The sequence below is a fragment of the Duganella sp. GW821-FHT07G03 genome, from assembly GCF_059418605.1.
This window is the reverse complement of record NZ_JBWKQE010000005.1, coordinates 18,273-36,343: the sequence shown is the minus strand read 5'-3', so window position 1 is coordinate 36,343 and position 18,071 is coordinate 18,273. Positions and strand designations below refer to the sequence as shown.

Below are 18,071 nucleotides of genomic sequence, written 5' to 3'. Positions count from 1 at the left end.
ACCTAAAGCATAAGCAGTGGCTGGTTGTGGGTATTCTTCCAGTCGGTGGAGACTTTCTTCATCGTTGCACTGCGCAGGCATATATATGAAAAACAACTTTCTAAACAATTCCAAAAGTGAAATTGAACAGGTGCTGCGAAAGTTCAAGAGTACCTTCGTCACGGTCGGAACCTTCAGCGCCGTCAGCAACCTGTTGATGCTGGTGCCGTCCCTTTACATGCTGCAGGTCTACGACCGCGTCCTGGCGAGCCGCAACGAAATTACGCTGTTGATGCTGACGCTGATCATGTTGGGCGCCTATCTGGTGATGAGTGCGCTGGACCTGATCCGTAGCTTTGTATTGATACGGGTCGGAGCCAAGTTCGACATGGAGCTCAACAAGCGAGTCTATACCGCCGCCTTTGAGTCCAACCTGAAGCGATCCGGCGGCAACGCAGGTCAGGCGCTGTCCGACCTGACCAACCTGCGCCAGTTCCTGACCGGGAATGCGCTGTTCGCCTTCTTTGATGCGCCATGGTTCCCGGTTTACCTTATCGTTATTTTTGTCTTTGAACCGTCCTTGGGACTGTTCGCGCTGGGCGGCACGATCGTCCTGGTGGTGCTGGCCTATGTCAACGAGCGTGTCACGCACAAGCCGCTGGCCGATGCCAACGGCATGGCGATCATGTCCAATAACCTGGCCAGCAATAATCTGCGGAACGCCGAAGTGATCGAGTCGATGGGCATGCTGCCCGATCTGATCGGCCGCTGGTTCAAGCTGCACAGTCGTTTCTTGCACCTGCAAGCGGACGCCAGCGAAAAAGCCGGCAAGATCGGCGCCATCACCAAGTTTGTGCAAGTATCCTTGCAATCGTTGGTACTGGGCTTTGGCGCGTTGCTGGTCCTGGAAAACAAGATTACCCCCGGCATGATGATTGCCGCATCGATCCTGGTGGGCCGCGCGCTGGCGCCGGTGCAGCAGCTGATCGGCGTATGGAAGTCGTTCGCCAGCACGCGCAGCGCTTACGAGCGGCTGAATAAATTATTGACCGACAACCCGGAACGCGCAGTCGGTATGGCGCTGCCGAAGCCACAAGGCGTGTTAAATGTGGAGAATGTGACGTCGGCGCCACCGGGCACGACGGTGGCGGTGCTGAAAGGCGTCAGCTTTGCTGTAGAGCCCGGTGACGTGCTGGGCGTGATCGGCCCCAGCGGTTCGGGTAAGTCGACACTGGCCCGCTTGTTGGTAGGGGTGTGGCCGGCGATGATGGGCAAGGTGCGCCTGGACGGTGCGGATATCTACCAGTGGAACAAAGGGGAACTCGGCCCGCATCTGGGTTACCTGCCGCAAGACGTCGAACTGTTCGGCGGCAGCATCAGCGACAACATTGCCCGCTTTGGCGAGGTCGATGCCGACAAGGTGGTGCTGGCTGCGAAGCGCGCCGGCGTCCACGATATGATTTTGCACTTCCCTAAAGGCTACGACACCATAATGGGCGAAGGCGGCGCGGGTTTGTCCGGCGGACAGCGCCAGCGCATCGGCCTGGCGCGCGCCATGTATGGCGATCCGTCGGTGCTAGTGCTGGATGAACCGAACTCCAATCTGGATGACGTCGGCGAAGCCGCGCTGCTCATGGCGATCAACGATTTGCGCGCCCGCGGCAAGACCATTGTGCTGATCACTCACCGCACCAGCATCATCAGCGCCACGACCAAGCTGTTGTTGCTGCGCGACGGCGCTGTGTCTGCTTTCGGCCCGACCAGCCAGGTGCTGGCGGCATTGCAGGAGGCGCAGAACGCCCACGTGCAGCAGCAGGTGGCTGCGCAGCAGCAGGCGGCCCAGCAACAGGCGGCCCAGCAACAGGCGGCCCAGCAACAGGCTGCACAGCAGGCTGAGCAGCAATTGGTCGTCCAGCAGCGGGCAGCACAGCAACAAGCCGCTTCGCAACATGCGGCACCAACGGAACAGGAATAAATCATGTCGAATCTCATTACCAAGAAAGAAGCCCCGGTGGAGGTCATCAGCCATGACGTCACTCCATTGACCGTCAATACGGATGCCGGTGCGTATTCCAAGTTTGGCTGGATCATCGTATTGTGCGGCGTGTTGGGTTTTCTGGCATGGGCCATTTTTGCTCCGCTCGACAAAGGTGTGCCGCTGCCGGGTACGCTGGCTAGCGAGTCTAGCCGCAAGTCCATCCAATCGCTGCCAGGCGGGATAGTGCAGGACATCCTGGTGAAGGACGGCGACCTGATCAAGGCTGGCCAAGTGCTGGTACGGATGAATAATATCCAGGCCAAGTCCGCGCTGGAAATGACCCGCGCGCAGTACATTTCCGGGCGCGTCACGGCGGCCCGTATGCAAGCCGAACTGCTCGGACAGGCAGTGATTACGCTGCCGGCATCGCTTAACCAGTACAAGGATGATCCGCGCCTTGCCGAGAACGTTGCGGTACAAAGCCAATTGATGAATTCGCGCCGCATGGCCCTGCAAAGCGAACTGGCCGGCGTTGACGAGAGTATTACCGGACTGGGGTTGCAGATCGCTGGCGTGCAGGAATCGCTGGCCGCCAAGAAAGAACAGAAGGCGCTGTTGAAACAGCAGCTCGACGACACGCGCGATCTGGCCAAGGATGGCTACATCGCCCGCAACCGCTTCTTGGAACTGGAGCGTACCTATTCGCAGATTAATGGTTCGATTTCCGAGGACATCGGCAATATCGGCCGTTCGCAACGCCAGGTCACCGAACTGAAATTCCGCAAGCTGCAGCGTAGCCAGGAATATCAGAAAGAACTGCGTGGCCAACTGACCGATGTGCAGAAGGAGGCTGACGCGCTGGAAAGCCGTCTGCAAAGCCAGGCCTTCGATTTCGCCAGCGTAGAAATCAAAGCGCCGGTAGCTGGGACCGTCGTAGGTTCGAGTGTGTTCACGCGCGGCGGCGTGGTAGGTGCTGGTGCGCGCCTGATGGAAATCGTGCCGAGCAACGATACCCTGGTGGTGGAAGGCCAACTGCCCGTCAATCTGATCGACAAAGTCCATCCCGGCCTGAAAGTGGATTTGATCTTCTCGGCGTTCAACGCCAACAAGACGCCGCACATCCCTGGCGAAGTCATACAGGTGGCAGCCGACCGCACCGTGGATGAGCGCACCGGCCAGCCATACTACAAGGTCCGTTCGCGCGTGACGCCGGAAGGCGCCAAGCTGATCGCCGATAAGAAACTGAATGTCGTGCCCGGCATGCCGGTCGAAATGTTCGTCAAGACGGGCGAGCGTTCGATGATGAGCTATCTGTTGAAGCCGATCTTCGATCGCGCCAAGACTTCGATGACAGAGGAGTAACCGTGGCCATGATGTCAAAAGCAAAGCCGCGCCTGCTGGCGGCGGCTTGCCTCGCCGCTGTCCTGCTGCAAGCCTCGGGCGCACAGGCGCTGGGTTTCTTGCAGGCCTACGAGGCGGCGCTGAAAAACGATCCGACCTTCCGCTCGGCCTACTACACCAACGAGGCTGGCAAGGAAAACCGGCAACTGGGTTTGTCCAACCTGCTGCCCAATCTGAGCGGCGGCTATAGCGCCAGTCAGAACCGCACAACCGTGACGCAAGGCGATCGGGTCGCGCCCTACGATTATATTTCGCGTTCGGCGACGCTGCAGTTGCGGCAATCGCTGTTCAACCTCGACGGTTGGGCGCGCTTCAAGCAGGGCAAGGCGCAAAGCAATTACGCGGCTTCGGTCTATGACAGCCAGCGTCAGGAAGTGATCTTCCGCGTAGCCAACGCCTATATCGACCTGCTGTTCAAGGAAGACCTGATGGCGCTTGCCACCGTCGAGCGCGACATGTACGCGGAGCAGCGCAAGGTCAACGACCGCATGTTCGAGAAGGGCGAAGGGACCAAGACCGACATGCTGGAAACCCAGGCGCGGCTCGATGGGGCGGAAGCTCAGGTGTTGGAGTACACAGAGAACTTGATGGTATCGCGTGAGACCCTTGCGACTATCATCGGCGCAGAGGTGGGCGAAGTGGACCGCTTGTCGCCGGATTTCCGCATTCGCCCCAGTGATGGCCAGACGTTCGAGTACTGGAAGCAGATCGCGATTGAAACCAATCCCGATATCAAAGCCATGGCGTTCAACGTGGAAATCGCGCATCAGGAATACAACAAGGCCCGCGCCGCCTATACGCCGCGCGTCGACTTCGTGGCCACTTACGGCAAGACCTCGTCGGATGCGATTTCGACCGTCAATCAGGACCAGATCGTTCGCAGCATCGGTGTTCAGCTGAATGTCCCCCTGTATTCCGGCGGCCAGCTTGGCGCGCAAAGACGCCAGACGGTCGCCAACGAGGAAAAAGCCAAGGCCGATTTGCAGGCACAGACGGACAAGGTCCTGCTGGAGTTGCGCAAGGATTATGGCGTCATGTTCAGCAGCGTCAAACGCGTGGATGCCCTCATGAAGTCAGTCGCGTCGGCCGAACTGTTGATCACCGCAACCGAGCAGAGTATCAAGGGTGGTGTACGTATCAACCTGGATGCACTGAACGCCAAACAGCAGTTGTACACCGCGAAGCGGGACTTGGCTCAGGCGCGTTACAACTATCTGCTGACTTCGCTGCGCATGCGGGCATCGGTGGGTACTTTGGGTGATAGTGATGTGCGCGAGATCGCGGCATATTTCCATTAAGCCGTATCGATCGGCGAAGAAACAGCATGGATGATGAAATTGAAGTCACTGTCGACGGCATCAGCTACAAGCTCAGCGAACTGAGCGAGGCTGCGCAGGAACAGGTCGCCAACCTGCAGTTCGTCGATGCGCAGATGGCCGAGCTCAACGCCAAGCTGGCGGTGTACCAGACCGCCCGCAACGCCTACCAGTCGGTGCTGCAACAACTCGTACCGCGCCTGTCGCAATAAGCCATACAACAACGGCGCCCTCGGGCGCCGTTTTCAATTATTCCTTGCCGTAGCAGTGCGGGCAGGATTTCTCGTACACGTATTCCGGCGCCAGCTGCTGGCGCGGCGTCACCACGGCGCGGCAGACGAAGCATTGCACGGTCTCGGTCGGCTCCAGTTGCGGATTGAGCGCGGTGCGGTAGTCGAACACGAAGCAGTCGCCGGTGTAGTGGGCGCCGCCGACTTCCTCGAAGTACTTGAGGATGCCGCCTTCAAGCTGGTAGACGTTGTCGTAGCCGATGTTCTGCATGTGGATCGCCGCCTTTTCGCAGCGGATGCCGCCGGTGCAGAAGGTGACCACGGTCTTGCCGGCGAAGTCGTCCTTGTGGGCGGCGATCACTTCCGGGAACTCGGTGAATTTCGTGATGCGGTAGTCGACGGTATTGTCGAAGGTGCCGACGTCGACTTCGAAATCGTTGCGGGTGTCGACCATGACCACCGGGCGGCCGTTGTCGTCGACGCCGCTGTCCAGCCAGCGCTTGAGCGTGTGCGCTTCGACGAAGGGCGCGCGGCCTTCTTCCGGCTTGATCAGCGGCATGCGCATGGTGATGATTTCTTTTTTGATCTTGACCAGCATGCGCTTGTGCGACTGCTCGACCGAATAGCTTTCCTTCACTTCCAGGTCGGCGAAGCGGGCGTCGCTGCGGACCCAGGCCAGGTACTCGTCGATGTGGCTGCGCGGACCGGACAGGAACATATTGATGCCTTCCGGCGTCAGCAGGATGGTGCCCTTGAGCCCCAGTCGCTGGCAGATGTCCTGGTACAGCGGGCGCATCGCTTCGGTGTCGTCGAAGGTGACGAACTTGTAGGCGGCGATGTTGACGTGAGCGGCAGCGGCAGCGATGGCGGCGGCATGCGCTTCAGCTTGTAAAGCAGTATTAGCGTGCATGGTGGACATGATCAAAAATTGTGAAGAGCCGACATTATACGCGGGTTGTATGGGGTTTCATCCAGAATGCCACAAAAATAGGCACCATTGGACACCTGATGCCAAACCGGGAACTGGCTGCGCCAATTCCGCGGACATTTAATGGGGCTACAATAATTACGTGGCGATGCGCGGCGCATCATTTCGATGAGGTACGCAAATGAGAAAGAAACAAGATTCTTCAAACGCCAACCTGGCCGATAGCGATGATGCGCCGGAATTGACTGAGGCTTGGTTCGCGACAGCGAATATGTATCGTGAAGGGGCGTTGGTGAGGCGAGGACGTCCTTTGCAAACCGTGACCAAAGTCGCGGTCAAACTGCGGCTGGACCGCGATGTCGTTGCCGCATTCAAGGTGGATGGCCCTGGTTGGCAGACGCGTATCAACCGGGCTTTACAGGAATGGCTGGTATCGCATCCTGGTGAGTAAGGGGATGTGATTGGAGCACCGCACTATCGCTGGCCTGATCGAATTCTGGGCGCGAGTAGGGCGTGCGGCCTTGGATAATCTGGATCTGCCGGTTAGCTTTGTTGCGGAATCGCTGGCGTCCTTGGCGGAGCCTCGCGAGTTGGCGCAGCCTTTCATTCCGAATAGGAGCGAGGCAAGTGATTAGGATGCGCCAAAAATACGAGAAGCTTGGCTAGCTTTCTTTCCGCTTGGCGATTGAGTTCGCTGCAACTAGAGTGTGTATTTAGAACTGGCAGGTTGGGAGGAGGGGCATCATGAATAAAGCATTTGAAATGTATAGTGATTTGCTGGAGCGCTTTCTGGCCCATAAGCTATCTATCCAGGACGCTGGTGTGGGTGTTCGAGCGGACCAATGTCGATCAGGTTGATCGCGCCAATCGGGCGTCGCCAAGGTGCCCCTAAGATGTGCCAGATCTGCGAGCAGTTTGAGCGGCGTTCCTGATTTTTAGTGTTGTTAGGTCGATCATAATTATCGCCCAAACCCACCCGGAAAATTCAGGGTTCGCGTGGTGTTCTGCGAAAGAACGTGCCTGCGGAACATCGCCTCCTTCCGCAATCACAGTTTCCAGCCAGAGTTCCGCAGCTTCGCCAGCATTGTCGATCGCCTCATCCAGCGTGTCGCCCGCAGAAAAACAACCGGGAAGATCAGGTATGACAACGCCAAAAGCATGGGTTGCGTCACCGGGTTCAATTGCAATCGGATATCTCATGATATGCACCTATCGTATGTACAGCGTAACACTGCATGCCGATCTGGCGCAAACGGGGCTGTAAATCAGATTCATCGAACCCGGCCGCCGCACGGTAAAATAGCTGGTTATTGAACCAGCATTGAGCGGCATATGAACATGGTAGCAAACGAACAAGAAGTGGCGGCAACCCAGGCGATGGTCCCCACCGTCGCCAAGGCGGGACCAGACTTTGTCCATCTGCGGGTGCACTCGGAATACTCCATTGTCGACGGCCTGGTGCGCATCGACGACCTGGTCGCCACCGCCGCCAAGGACAAGCAGGCGGCGCTGGCCGTCACCGACCTGTCCAATATGTTCGGCATGGTCAAGTTCTACAAGGCCGCGCGCGGCAAGGGCATCAAGCCGGTGATCGGCGTCGATGTCTGGATCACCAACGACGACAACCGCGACAAGCCGCATCGCCTGATGCTGTTCGCCAAAAACCACATGGGCTACCTGCAGCTGTGCGAGCTGCTGTCGCAAGCCTGGCTGACCAACCAATACAAGGGCCGCGCCGAGATCCGCACCGAGTGGCTGGTCGAGCGCACCGCCAAGACCTATGCGCTGCTGCCCGACGTCAGTCCCGCCAACGCCCTGATCGCGCTGTCCGGCGCGCACTTCGGCGACGTCGGCACGGCGATTGAAAACGGCAACCCGGCGCTGGCCGAGACAAACGCGCAGAAGTGGGCCGAGATCTTCCCCGGCCACTTCTACATCGAGATCCAGCGCGCCGGCCAGGCCAACCAGGAAGCCCAGGTGCGCCACGCGGTGGCGCTGGCCGCCAGGCTCGGCCTGCCGGTGGTGGCGACCCATCCGATGCAGTTCATCCGCCAGGACGAGTTCATCGCGCACGAGGCGCGCACCTGCATCGCCGAAGGCGAAATGCTGGCCAATAACAAGCGCGTGCGCCGCTTCAACGAGCAGATGCGCTTCATGTCGCAGGCCGAGATGCGCGAGCTGTTCCACGACCTGCCGGCCGCGCTGCAAAACTCGGTGGAGATCGCCAAGCGCTGCAACCTGACGCTGACGCTGGGCAAGCCGCAGCTGCCGAACTTCCCGACGCCGGGCATGACCATCGACGAGTTCCTGCGCACGGAGACCAAGAAGGGCCTGGAGGAACGCCTGGAGCAGCTGTATCCGGACCCGGTCAAGCGCGAGGCGCAACGGGCGCGCTACGAGGAGCGCCTGGAGTTCGAGAACAACACCATCATCAACATGAAGTTCCCCGGTTACTTCCTGATCGTGGCGGAGTTTATCCAGTGGGGCAAGAACAACGACGTGCCGATCGGGCCGGGCCGGGGGTCGGGCGCGGGTTCGCTGGTGGCGTATGCGCTGAAGATCACCGACCTCGATCCGCTGAAGTACAACCTGCTGTTCGAACGTTTCCTCAATCCCGAACGCGTTTCGATGCCCGACTTCGACATCGACTTCTGCCAGGAAAAGCGCGACCTCGTGATCCAGCACGTCAAGGACCTGTACGGCCGCGACGCGGTGTCGCAGATCGCCACCTTCGGTACCATGGCGGCCAAGGGCGCTATCCGCGACGTCGGCCGCGTAATGGACTTCGGCTACAACTTCTGCGACGGCGTCTCCAAGCTGATTCCGTTCAAGCCGGGCAAGCCGGTGTCGATCGCCGAGGCGATCGAGGAAGAGCCGATGCTCAAGGAGCGCCAGCAGAACGAGGAAGAAGTGGCGCAGCTGCTGGACCTGGCGCAACAGGTCGAAGGCATCACCCGCAACATCGGCATGCACGCCGGTGGCGTGCTGATCGCGCCGGGCAAGCTGACCGACTTCTGCCCGCTGTACACGCAGGGCGGCGACGGCGGCGTGGTGTCGCAGTACGACAAGGACGACGTCGAGGCCGTCGGCCTGGTCAAGTTCGACTTTTTGGGCTTGACCACCTTGACCATCCTGGACCGTGCGGTCCGCTACATCAAGATGCTCGATCCCAAGGAGTCGGAGTTCGACCTGGCGCGCCTGCCGTTGAACGACCGCCCTTCGTATGAGCTGCTGACCAAGGCCAAGACCGTGGCCGTGTTCCAGCTGGAGTCGCGCGGCATGCAGGGCATGTTGAAGGACGCCCGTCCCGACCGCTTCGAAGACATTATCGCGCTGGTGGCGCTGTACCGTCCGGGCCCGATGGACCTGATCCCGGACTTCTGCAAGCGCAAGCACGGCGAAAAATTCGACTATCCCGATCCGCGCACCGAATCCATTTTGTCCGAAACCTACGGCATCATGGTGTACCAGGAGCAGGTGATGCAGATGGCGCAGATCGTCGGCGGCTACTCGCTGGGCGGCGCCGACATGCTGCGCCGCGCGATGGGTAAGAAGAAGGCCGAGGAGATGGCGGAGCACCGCGAGATCTTCCGCGCCGGCGCCGCCAAGGACGGCCTGACCGCGCAGAAGGCCGACGAGATTTTCGACTTGATGGAAAAGTTCGCGGGCTACGGCTTCAACAAGTCGCACGCCGCCGCGTATGCGCTGCTGTCCTACCACACGGCCTACCTGAAGGCCCACCATCCGGCCGCGTTCATGGCGGCCAATATGTCGCTGGCGATGGAGGACACCGAGAAGGTCAAGATCCTGGTTGAGGATTCGATCGACATCTGCGGCCTGACCATCCTGCCGCCGGACATCAACAAGTCCGACTTCCGCTTCATGCCGGACGGTCCGCCGCCTTCGGTGACGGGCAAGAAGGTCACGCAGATCCGCTACGGCCTGGGCGCCTGCAAGGGCGCCGGCCAGAACGCGATCGAGGCCATCATCGCCGCGCGCACTGCCGGCGGCCCGTTCACCAGCCTGTTCGATTTCTGCAAGCGGGTCGACAAGAAGCAGATCAACCGCCGCACCATCGAATCGCTGATACGCGCGGGCGCCTTCGATTGCCTGGCCATCGACCGCGCCATCCTGCTGGCCACGGTCAGCTTCGCGATGGAGTGCGCCGACCAGGAAGCCAAGGCGGCCAACCAGGTCAGCCTGTTCGGCGGCGACGATTCCGATCTGGTGGCGCCGCCCGAGTACGTGAAGGCCGCGCCGTTCACCGACCGCCAGAAGCTGGCCGAGGAAAAGATCGCGCTGGGCTTCTACCTGTCGGGCCATATGTTCGATTCGTTCGCGCCGGAAGCGCGCCGCTTCGCCCGCACCAAGCTGGCCGAGCTGGAGCCCTCGCGCGAGCCGCGCATGCTGTGCGGCGTGATCACCGGCATCCGCCCGCAGATGACGCAGCGCGGCAAGATCCTGATCGTCACGCTGGACGACAAGACGGCGGTGGTCGAGGTGACCGTGTATTCGGAAGTGTACGAAGAGAACAAGCGCATGTTCAAGGACGACGAGTTCCTGGCCGTGGTCGGCAAGGTGTCGGAAGACCGCTTCTCCGGCGGCCTGCGGATCTCGGCCGAGAAGGTGTTCGACATCGTGACGGCGCGCGTCAACTACGGCAAGCAGCTGGGCATGGCGCTGCCGACCTCGGTGGACGTGCGCAAGATGGCCGAAGTGCTGGCGCCGCACCGCCACGCGGACGGCCTGCCGGTGTCGGCGCGCATCACGCCGCAGGGCGTGGGCTGCGTGGTGCAGCTGGGCGAGGCGTGGCGCGTGGCGCCGTCGGACGAGCTGCAGCTGGCGCTCCAGCAGGTGCTGGGCGCCAAGGATGTCGCGATCGAGTACTAGTTACATCTGTTCGCTGATGCTGGTAATGGCATACCCCTTGGCGCCTATCTGCTCCAGGGGGTGGACGATGTGGTAGCGGGACAGATCGTCGAGGCCATCGTCGACTTCGACGTGGCTGGCCTCGGGATGCCAGTCGGTGTTGGTGGCTTCCTCGGGGATGGGTTTGCCCTCCGGCACAGCCAGGTAGCTGTGTTTGCCTTTTGCTTCATCTCGGTAATAAATATCCACACGCATGGTATTTCTCCTTGGACGAAAAACCCATGGTACCGGATTTTTCAGGCCAATGCGTATTCGTCGTCGTCGTGCGCGACGGCGGGGCGGGTGCTGTAGTTCTGGCCCAGCGGCGTCGGCACCGCTTCGAAGCGCGGCGCGCTCAGGCCGGCGCGGATGGCGGCGCTGACGGCGATCAGCGTTTCATGGCGCTTGCGCGCTTCCGAACGTTTCTTCGAGGCGATCGCGGCCAGGTCCGGCGGCGCGATGGCTTCGCACGGCAGGCGCCAGTCGCCGTCGGCGCGGCGGCTGGCGTCCAGCTCTTGCCACAGCGTGTCGTAATCGGCGTGCACCTTGCCCTGGCGGGAGGCGCCGCAGACCACGCGGTTGACGTTGCTGACCAGGCGCAGCTCGACGCAGCCATAGTCGTGGCCGATCTGGCTCAGCAGCTTGACCATCATGTTCTTCGGCCGCAGGCCGTGCAGCTCGCGCGTGGCGTCCTTGATCACTTGCAGGCCCTGTTCGCTTTTTGAGCCCTGCATGCAGCCTATGCCCAGCACCATGCCGCGCACCCCCTGCAGGAAGGAAAACGCGCAGCTGTAGACCAGCACGCCATCTTGTTTCAGTTGCAGCACCAGTTCGCCTTCGCGTTCCATCGGCTCGATGGCGCGCAATTCGAGCTGGTAGCGCAGGCCGGTCTTGCCCTCGACGCTGCCCAGCACCACGGCGCCGCGCGCGGCGCGCACCGTCAGCGGCCCCAGGCCCTGGCGGAAGATGAAGCGGTAGTGCTGTTGCAGCAGGTCGACGCGCTGGGCGCAGTTCATCGTGTTGCTCAGGTAGGGACGGTAAATCTTGTAGAGCAGGCGCGGGCGGGCCTTGACCAGGTCCATGAACAGCGGATGGGAGTTGAGCAGTTGCAGCCAGCCGACCGTGGCCTGGCGATGCAGCAGGGCGCGCAGCGACAGCTTGAAGGTTTCGCGTAGCTGCTTCAACCCGCTAAAGTCGGCCGCACCGGAGCGGAGGGTGATTAACTGCGACATCTGACGTCTCTCATGTAAATCGGGCTGCAAGGGATGGTATGGCGGCAGCTGCACGGGAGACATCATTGACGGCCGGCGGGATAAGGCGGCACGGCTACTTTAGTGTCTTCTCGTCAATGGGGAGTGCCATTACGACATGTGATCATCGTAAATCCAGTGTAACGTATTGTAAATTGGGGTAAAGGCTTACGGTTTTCCCTTAATAATTACAGCTTCGGAAGTGTAAGTGTTGTATAGAGGGGAAAGCGCGGGCGTAAGGGGAACGCGTAGTTGCAAAAAGCAATGCGCGATGAATTCTGGCAATGCATAATGCTACATAACGATACAAAGCCTCCCGTATGTCTCTCTCCCGTCTGCGTTACCTGGAATTTCCCGCTTTCATAGCGCTGTACCTGCTATTTGACTGGGCGACCTATATCGACCCCTTCTATGGCTTGAACATCACGCCATGGAATCCCGATCCGGCGCTGGGGCTGGTGTTCTGGTTGCGGCACGGCTGGCGCGCGGCGCTGCCGTGGTTCGTGGCGCTGGTGGGCGGCGAGTTGCTGGTGCGCGGCATGCCGGCCGGCTGGACGGTTAGCTTGTTGAGTTCGCTTTGGCTGAGCGCCGGCTATGGCCTGCTGGGCGCGGCGCTGCGGCGCCAGTTCGGCGACGGCGGCGTGTTCGACAGCCGCGACCGGCTGTTCCGGTGGGTGCTGATCGTGGTGGTCGGCACCATGATCAACGATGTCGGCTATATCTCCGTGTTGTCGGCGGCCGGGCTGATTCCGGCCGGGCAGTGGGGCGAGGCGGTGCTGCGCTTCGGCATTGGCGACATGGTCGGGGTGCTGGTGTCGATGCCGCTGATCTGGATGCTGGCCAGCGCGGGCGACCGCCAGCGCTTGCGGGCGACGGTGTGGCGGGCCGAGACGCTGGCCTATCTGGCGCTGGCGATCGGCGTGCTGGACATGGTGTTCGGCACCATCGCCACCTCGGAGTTCAAGCATTTTTATTTCCTGTTCCTGCCGGTGATCTGGGCGGCGTTCCGCCAGGGCCTGTTCGGCACGGCGCTGATGGTGTTTATGCTGCAGGCGGGCATAGGCGCGCTGGTCAAATGGAACAACGCGGTCAATATCGCCGTGCACGAATTGCAGATGCTGGACGCGGTGCTGGCGCTGGTGGGTTTTTCGATCGGCATCGCGGTAGACGAGCTGCGCAAGGTGGCCAGCGAGCTCAAGCAGACGATGCGGCTGGCGGCGGCCGGCGAGATGGCGGCCGCGCTGGCGCATGAATTGAACCAGCCGTTGACGGCGCTGGCCGCCTACGGCAAGGCATGCGAATATTTGCTGGAGCGGGGCGAGAGCGGCGACGTGCTCAAGGGCGCGATCCAGCGCATGATCGCCGAATCGGGCCGGGCCGCCGACGTGGTGCGACGCTTGCGCGATTTCTTCCGCACCGGCGCGATGAAGCTGGAGCCGGTCGATGCCGGCCAACTGGTGTCGGGCATCAGCCAGCAGTTCTTCGCCCAGCTGCGCGAGCATGGGGTCGAGCTGGTGGTGGGCGAGATTCCGCCGCTGACGATTTTGGCCGACCGCTTGCAGCTGGAACTGGTGCTGCGCAACCTGCTGGCCAACGCGCTGGAGGCGGTGCAGGAGCAGCCGGCCGGCGCGCGCCGCATCACCGTGTCGGGCCAGCGGCTGGACGGCAAGCGCAAGGGTAAGGGTAAGGGGCAGCAGCAGCAGGGCGGCTGCCTGCAGCTGTCGGTGGAGGATAGCGGCAAGGGCGTGTCGGCGGCGCTGGCGGCGCGGCTGTTCGAGCCGTTTGTGTCGTCCAAGGCCAGCGGCCTGGGACTGGGGCTGGTGCTGAGCCGCGCCATCATGGAGGCGCACGGCGGATCGCTGTGGGCCGAAGTGGGCGAGCATGGAATTTTCAGGATGGCGCTGCCTTTGGCGCGTCCTTTGGAGCAGGATGGAGAGCAGGTGAGCTATGCAGCATGATTTGACCGTATTCATCGTCGACGACGACCCGTCGGTGCGCGACGCGCTGGGCCTGTTGCTGGGCGTGCGCGGCTACCGCACCGCGATGTTCGCCAGCGGCGAGGCTTTCCTGCAATCGTGGCAGCCGGCCTGGCGCGGCTGCATGCTGATCGACATCCGCATGTCCGGCATGGACGGGCTGAGCCTGCAGATGGAGCTGAAACGGCGCGGCTGGGGGCTGCCGGTGATCATCATGAGCGGCCACGGCGACGTCAGCATGGCGCGCGCGGCGTTCAAGGCGGACGCGGTGGACTTCCTGGAAAAGCCGTTCGACGACGTCAAGCTGATTGCCGCCATCGACGAGGCGCTGGCGCGCGCGCGCAGCGTGCACAGCGAGCAGCAACGGCGCAGCCGCAGCGTCAGCCTGCTGAGCGAGCTGACGCCGCGCGAGCGCGAGGTGATGCAATTGGTGGTCTTGGGCCGCCACAACCGCGAGATCGGGCCGGCGCTGGGCATCAGCGTGCGCACGGTGGAAGTGCACAAGGCGCGGCTGATGGCCAAGCTGGGGGTCGACAATGTCGCCGACCTGGTGCGGATAACGATGCAGGATTAACTGCGTGCCGGCCTAACTGCGTGCAGGACTAGGCCGGCACCAGCGCCTCGGCACGCCACGATTCCACCACCTCCAACACCTGCTCCGGCGTAATCGCCAGCATGCAGGTGCAGCGCGCCGCGTCCTCGCAATGGCCGCAGGCCGCCGGCGTGCACAGGCTGCGCGCGCGCGGGCCCAGCGCGCCCCAGCGCACGATGTCGATCGGCTTGAGCGGCGGGAACAGGCCCAGCGCCGGCCGTCCCAACGCGGACGCCAGGTGCAGCGGCCCGGTGCCGCTGGCGATCAGGCCGTCGCAGCCGCCGATCAACGCGGTGAAGCCGTCCAGGTCCAGGCGGCCGCACAGATTCTCCACATTCGGCAAGGCCAGCAACGCCGGCGCCTGTTGCGCCAACAGCTCGCCTTCGGCCGCGCTGCCGGTGACCAGCACCCGCACGCCATCGGCCGCGCCCAGCAGGCGCGCCAGCGTCGTGTAGTGTTGCAGCGGCCATTCGCGGCCGTTGCCGTTGGACTTGGGATGCAGGATCAGCTTGAAGCCCGGCGCGGCCAGCACGGCGTCGGCGGCCGGATGGTGCGGCGTGTCCAGGCCGTACATGGTCTTCAACTGCTCCAGCGGCGGCTCCACGTCCACGCCCAGCGGCAGCAGCAGCTTGAAGTTCAGCTGCGCCTCATGCAGCGGCGAATTGGCGCGGCTGAAGGTCGCCAGGCGGTTGCAGTGGTACCAGTGGTGGATGCGGTGGCTGCTGCCGATGCGGCGCTGGATGCCGGAGCGGCGCGCCGCCGCCGCCAGGGTGCGCTGCGGGAAGGTGAAGATCATGGTGTCGCAGCCGGTCTGCGCCAGGCCGTGCGCCCAGTCGTCGCCCAGTTCTTCCAGGGTCAGCACCCGGTCGACGTGGCGGCACTGCGCCACCACGGCGGCGGCGTAGCGGCGGCACAGGAACACCACCTCGACCTGCGGATACAACTGCTTCAGGTAGCCCGCCAGCGGCAGGGTCAGCACCACGTCGCCGATATTGTCGGTGCGGGCGATCAGGATGCGGCGCGGCACCGGCGCCGGGTATTGCGCGGCCAGGCACATGCCGACCAGGCTGCACACCATCATCACGTAAAACACTTTCGGCATCATCAGCCAGAACATCACGTCGGTCAGGCCGAAGGCGAAGAAGGCCACCACCGCCACCATGCCGGCCAGCGCCAGCGGATGCTGGCCCTGGTCCGGACGGCGCAGCTGGCCGGCGAAGAAGCACAGCGGCGCGATATACATCGTCAGCAGCAGGCTGAAGTCGAGCAGGCCGCCGGTGGCCAGGCAGTTCAGCATGTCGTTGTGGCTGCTGCTGTAGAGCAGCGCCGCCGACTGCTGCAAGCGGCCCTGGGCCGCCAGCGCGTGCAGCGCGACGTCGAATTGTTCGCGGCCCACGCCCAGCCACGGATGTTCGGAAAACATCATCCACGACGCCTTCCACAGCTCCAGGCGGATGCCGACCGAGGTGTTGGCGTCACCCAGCACCAGATAGTTGTTGATGTCGGCGAACGCCTGGGCGATCCGCACCGCCACGCCGGTGGCCGGCACGGCGAACGCCAGCAGCACCAGCGCCAGCAGCACGGCGCCGGCCAGCAGCAGGCGGCGGCCGTACATGCGCGCGCCGTAGCGCACCACCGGGATCAGCACCAGCGGCAGCGCCAGCCAGCCGCCGCGCGAGGCCGACAGCATCGACGCCAACAGGCCGCACAGCAGGCCGACCACGGGCAGCCAGGCGAAGCGGGTGTGGCGCAGGTCGCTCAGGCCGCACAGCGACATCAGGCCGCAGGCCAGCGCCAGGTCGCCGAAGGTGATTTCGTGATGGGTGAAGCCGATCGCCCGGTCCAGGCCGCCGATCGTGACCTGGTACAGCGCGACCAGCGCCGACAGCACGGCGGCAAAGCCCAGGCCCAGCCAGAAATGGCGGGCGCGCGGGCGCAGGTAGTACATCACGCCGATGCAGCTGAGGCCGAACAGCAGGCGCGACGGCCCGTCCAGGGTGTGCAGGCTCTGGCGGTCCAGCAGCAGGCGCAGCAGCGATACCAGGAAATAGCCGCCGAAGGCCATCACCACGCCGCCGATGTCGCTCCAGTGGCGGCGGTACAGCGCCAGCATCAGCGGGCCGCGGCGGAACAGCAGCAGCAGGATCAGCAACTGGACCAGGCCGAGGCCGACCTTGCTCGACAGCGCCAGCGCCGGCAGCAGGAAAATCATCGTGGAGGAAAGCGGCCCCCCATATTCGGTTTGCGGCGTCGAGGAGCTGGCTGGAGTCATGGTCACACGGTGAGGGCGGTGGAGGCGGCGGAGGCCGGCTAAAAAGGCCGATTATAGCAGTTCGGCGCGGGGATTCCGGGCCATGGTCGGCTTGTGGCTGGGGCCGCGATGGGCGATAATCGAGCCGGCATGGGCCACCGGCCTGACGAAGAAAGACTCCGTGTTACAAGATAAAAACGTCACCGCCGGGAGCGTCCCGCGCACCCTGGTCATTTCCCCCAACTGGATCGGCGACGCCGTCATGGCCCAGCCCCTGCTGCAACTGCTGCGCGCGGCCCATCCGGAGCGGCCGATCGACGTGCTGGCGCCGCCGGCGGTGTCGCCGGTGTGGCGGCAGATGGCCGAAGTCGACGAGGTGCTGGAAACCCCGTTCCGCCACGGCGCGCTGCAACTGCGCGAGCGCTGGAAATATGCGCGCCTGCTGCGCCGGCGCGGCTACGCCGACGCCTACGTGCTGCCCAACACCATCAAATACGCGCTGATCCCCTGGCTGGCCGGCATCGGGCGCCGGGTCGGCTACAAGGGCGAGAGCCGGCACGGCCTGATCAATGTGATGCACCACGATGAAACGCCGCCGCGGCCGATGGTGGCGTTCTACGCCGCGCTGGCGACCGCGCCGCAGGCGCTGCAGGACGCCGCCCGGCGCGCCGCCCTGCCCAAGCCGCGTATGGCGGTCGGCGCGCAGCAGAGGGCCGAGGTGCTGCGGCGCCACGGCATCGACCCGGCGCGGCCGCTGGTGGCGTTCGCGCCCGGCGCCGAATTCGGCGGCGCCAAGCGCTGGCCGGCGGCGCACTTCGCCGGCCTGGCGCAAGCGCTGCTGGCGCGCGACGGCGCCACCCAGATCGCCTTGCTCGGTTCGCCCAAGGACCAGCCGGCCTGCGCCGAGGTGGCGGCCGGCGTGGCGGGCGGCGCCCTGTTCAACCTGGCCGGCTCGACCAGCCTGGCCGAGGCCATCGCCCTGATCGCCGCCAGCGCCGCCGTGGTCGCCAACGATTCCGGCCTGCTGCACATCGCCTCGGCGCTGAACCGGCCGGTGGTGGCGCTGTACGGCCCCACCGATCCCGACCACGCGCCGCCGTTTTCCGATATGGCGGCGGCGCTGTCGCTGCGGCTGACCTGCGCGCCGTGCAAGCAGCGCGAGTGCCCGCTGGGCCACCAGGACTGCATGGTCAAGCTGACGCCGGCGCTGGTGTGGCGCAGCCTGCAGCCCATGCTGCCGGTGGGCTGAGCCATGCGCCGCC

15 protein-coding genes are annotated in these 18,071 nt (G+C 63.3%); 10 read left to right on the top strand and 5 right to left on the bottom strand.

All coding sequences use genetic code 11. The features are described 5' to 3' along the window. The first annotated feature begins 85 nt into the window (after positions 1 to 85). Genes AC07OK_RS08825 through AC07OK_RS08810 form a run of 4 tightly spaced genes read left to right on the top strand, consistent with a single transcriptional unit; the run spans position 86 to position 4,886 of the window. The gene (locus tag AC07OK_RS08825; RefSeq protein WP_494690161.1) at positions 86 to 1,954 is read left to right on the top strand and encodes a type I secretion system permease/ATPase; all 1,869 of its coding nucleotides are present in this window, start codon (positions 86 to 88) and stop codon (positions 1,952 to 1,954) included. A 3-nt stretch (positions 1,955 to 1,957) separates the two neighbouring features. Beyond that, complete coding sequence (locus AC07OK_RS08820) at positions 1,958 to 3,319, top strand: HlyD family type I secretion periplasmic adaptor subunit (RefSeq protein ID WP_494689957.1); 1,362 nt, start codon at positions 1,958 to 1,960, stop codon at positions 3,317 to 3,319. 8 nt (positions 3,320 to 3,327) lie between these two features. After that, positions 3,328 to 4,656 (top strand): TolC family outer membrane protein, encoded by a 1,329-nt coding sequence (locus AC07OK_RS08815; RefSeq protein WP_494690160.1) that lies wholly within the window; start codon positions 3,328 to 3,330, stop codon positions 4,654 to 4,656. A gap of 26 nt (positions 4,657 to 4,682) precedes the next feature. After that, a complete protein-coding gene (locus AC07OK_RS08810; protein ID WP_494689956.1) occupies positions 4,683 to 4,886 on the top strand; it encodes a DUF6447 family protein in 204 nt (67 codons plus the stop codon). Between the two features lie 37 nt (positions 4,887 to 4,923). On the opposite strand, the gene AC07OK_RS08805 is transcribed toward AC07OK_RS08810, so the two are convergent. Then, complete coding sequence (locus AC07OK_RS08805; protein WP_494689955.1) at positions 4,924 to 5,814, bottom strand: sulfurtransferase; 891 nt, start codon at positions 5,812 to 5,814, stop codon at positions 4,924 to 4,926. A gap of 199 nt (positions 5,815 to 6,013) precedes the next feature. Here AC07OK_RS08805 and AC07OK_RS08800 point away from each other — a divergent pair, with 199 nt between their 5' ends. Both AC07OK_RS08800 and AC07OK_RS08795 read left to right on the top strand, forming a co-directional pair. Beyond that, entirely contained in the window at positions 6,014 to 6,283 is a 270-nt protein-coding gene (locus AC07OK_RS08800; protein WP_494689954.1) for a BrnA antitoxin family protein, read from the top strand. A 10-nt stretch (positions 6,284 to 6,293) separates the two neighbouring features. Next, positions 6,294 to 6,467, top strand: coding sequence for a TA system antitoxin ParD family protein (locus AC07OK_RS08795; protein WP_494689953.1), 174 nt, complete (start codon positions 6,294 to 6,296; stop codon positions 6,465 to 6,467). Between the two features lie 253 nt (positions 6,468 to 6,720). On the opposite strand, the gene AC07OK_RS08790 is transcribed toward AC07OK_RS08795, so the two are convergent. Beyond that, positions 6,721 to 7,032, bottom strand: a complete 312-nt coding sequence (locus AC07OK_RS08790) for a type II toxin-antitoxin system HicB family antitoxin (protein ID WP_494689952.1) — start codon at positions 7,030 to 7,032, stop codon at positions 6,721 to 6,723. A 132-nt stretch (positions 7,033 to 7,164) separates the two neighbouring features. On the opposite strand from AC07OK_RS08790, the gene dnaE reads away from it, so the two are divergent. Next, positions 7,165 to 10,722 carry a DNA polymerase III subunit alpha gene (gene dnaE, locus AC07OK_RS08785; protein WP_494689951.1) on the top strand — a complete coding sequence of 1,186 codons (3,558 nt, stop codon included), beginning with the start codon at positions 7,165 to 7,167 and terminating at the stop codon, positions 10,720 to 10,722. Here dnaE and AC07OK_RS08780 read toward each other — a convergent pair whose 3' ends face one another. Further along, positions 10,723 to 10,956 carry a DUF6139 family protein gene (locus AC07OK_RS08780; RefSeq protein ID WP_217941119.1) on the bottom strand — a complete coding sequence of 78 codons (234 nt, stop codon included), beginning with the start codon at positions 10,954 to 10,956 and terminating at the stop codon, positions 10,723 to 10,725. Positions 10,957 to 10,997: 41 nt separating this feature from the next. After that, positions 10,998 to 11,972, bottom strand: a complete 975-nt coding sequence (locus AC07OK_RS08775; protein ID WP_494689950.1) for a VirK/YbjX family protein — start codon at positions 11,970 to 11,972, stop codon at positions 10,998 to 11,000. A 338-nt stretch (positions 11,973 to 12,310) separates the two neighbouring features. Between AC07OK_RS08775 and AC07OK_RS08770 the strand changes: the two genes are divergently transcribed. Both AC07OK_RS08770 and AC07OK_RS08765 read left to right on the top strand, forming a co-directional pair. Next, on the top strand, positions 12,311 to 13,948 hold the full coding sequence (locus AC07OK_RS08770; RefSeq protein ID WP_494689949.1) for a sensor histidine kinase: 1,638 nt from the start codon (positions 12,311 to 12,313) through the stop codon (positions 13,946 to 13,948). Continuing rightward, positions 13,938 to 14,540, top strand: coding sequence for a response regulator transcription factor (locus tag AC07OK_RS08765; RefSeq protein ID WP_494689948.1), 603 nt, complete (start codon positions 13,938 to 13,940; stop codon positions 14,538 to 14,540). The genes AC07OK_RS08770 and AC07OK_RS08765 overlap by 11 nt, the downstream gene beginning before the upstream one ends. Positions 14,541 to 14,568: 28 nt before the next feature. Here AC07OK_RS08765 and AC07OK_RS08760 read toward each other — a convergent pair whose 3' ends face one another. Beyond that, positions 14,569 to 16,830: a glycosyltransferase family 9 protein gene (locus AC07OK_RS08760; protein ID WP_494689947.1), complete on the bottom strand. Its 2,262-nt coding sequence runs from the start codon at positions 16,828 to 16,830 to the stop codon at positions 14,569 to 14,571. A 160-nt stretch (positions 16,831 to 16,990) separates the two neighbouring features. Here AC07OK_RS08760 and waaF point away from each other — a divergent pair, with 160 nt between their 5' ends. Further along, on the top strand, positions 16,991 to 18,058 hold the full coding sequence (gene waaF, locus AC07OK_RS08755; protein ID WP_494689946.1) for a lipopolysaccharide heptosyltransferase II: 1,068 nt from the start codon (positions 16,991 to 16,993) through the stop codon (positions 18,056 to 18,058). Positions 18,059 to 18,071: the final 13 nt, after the last annotated feature.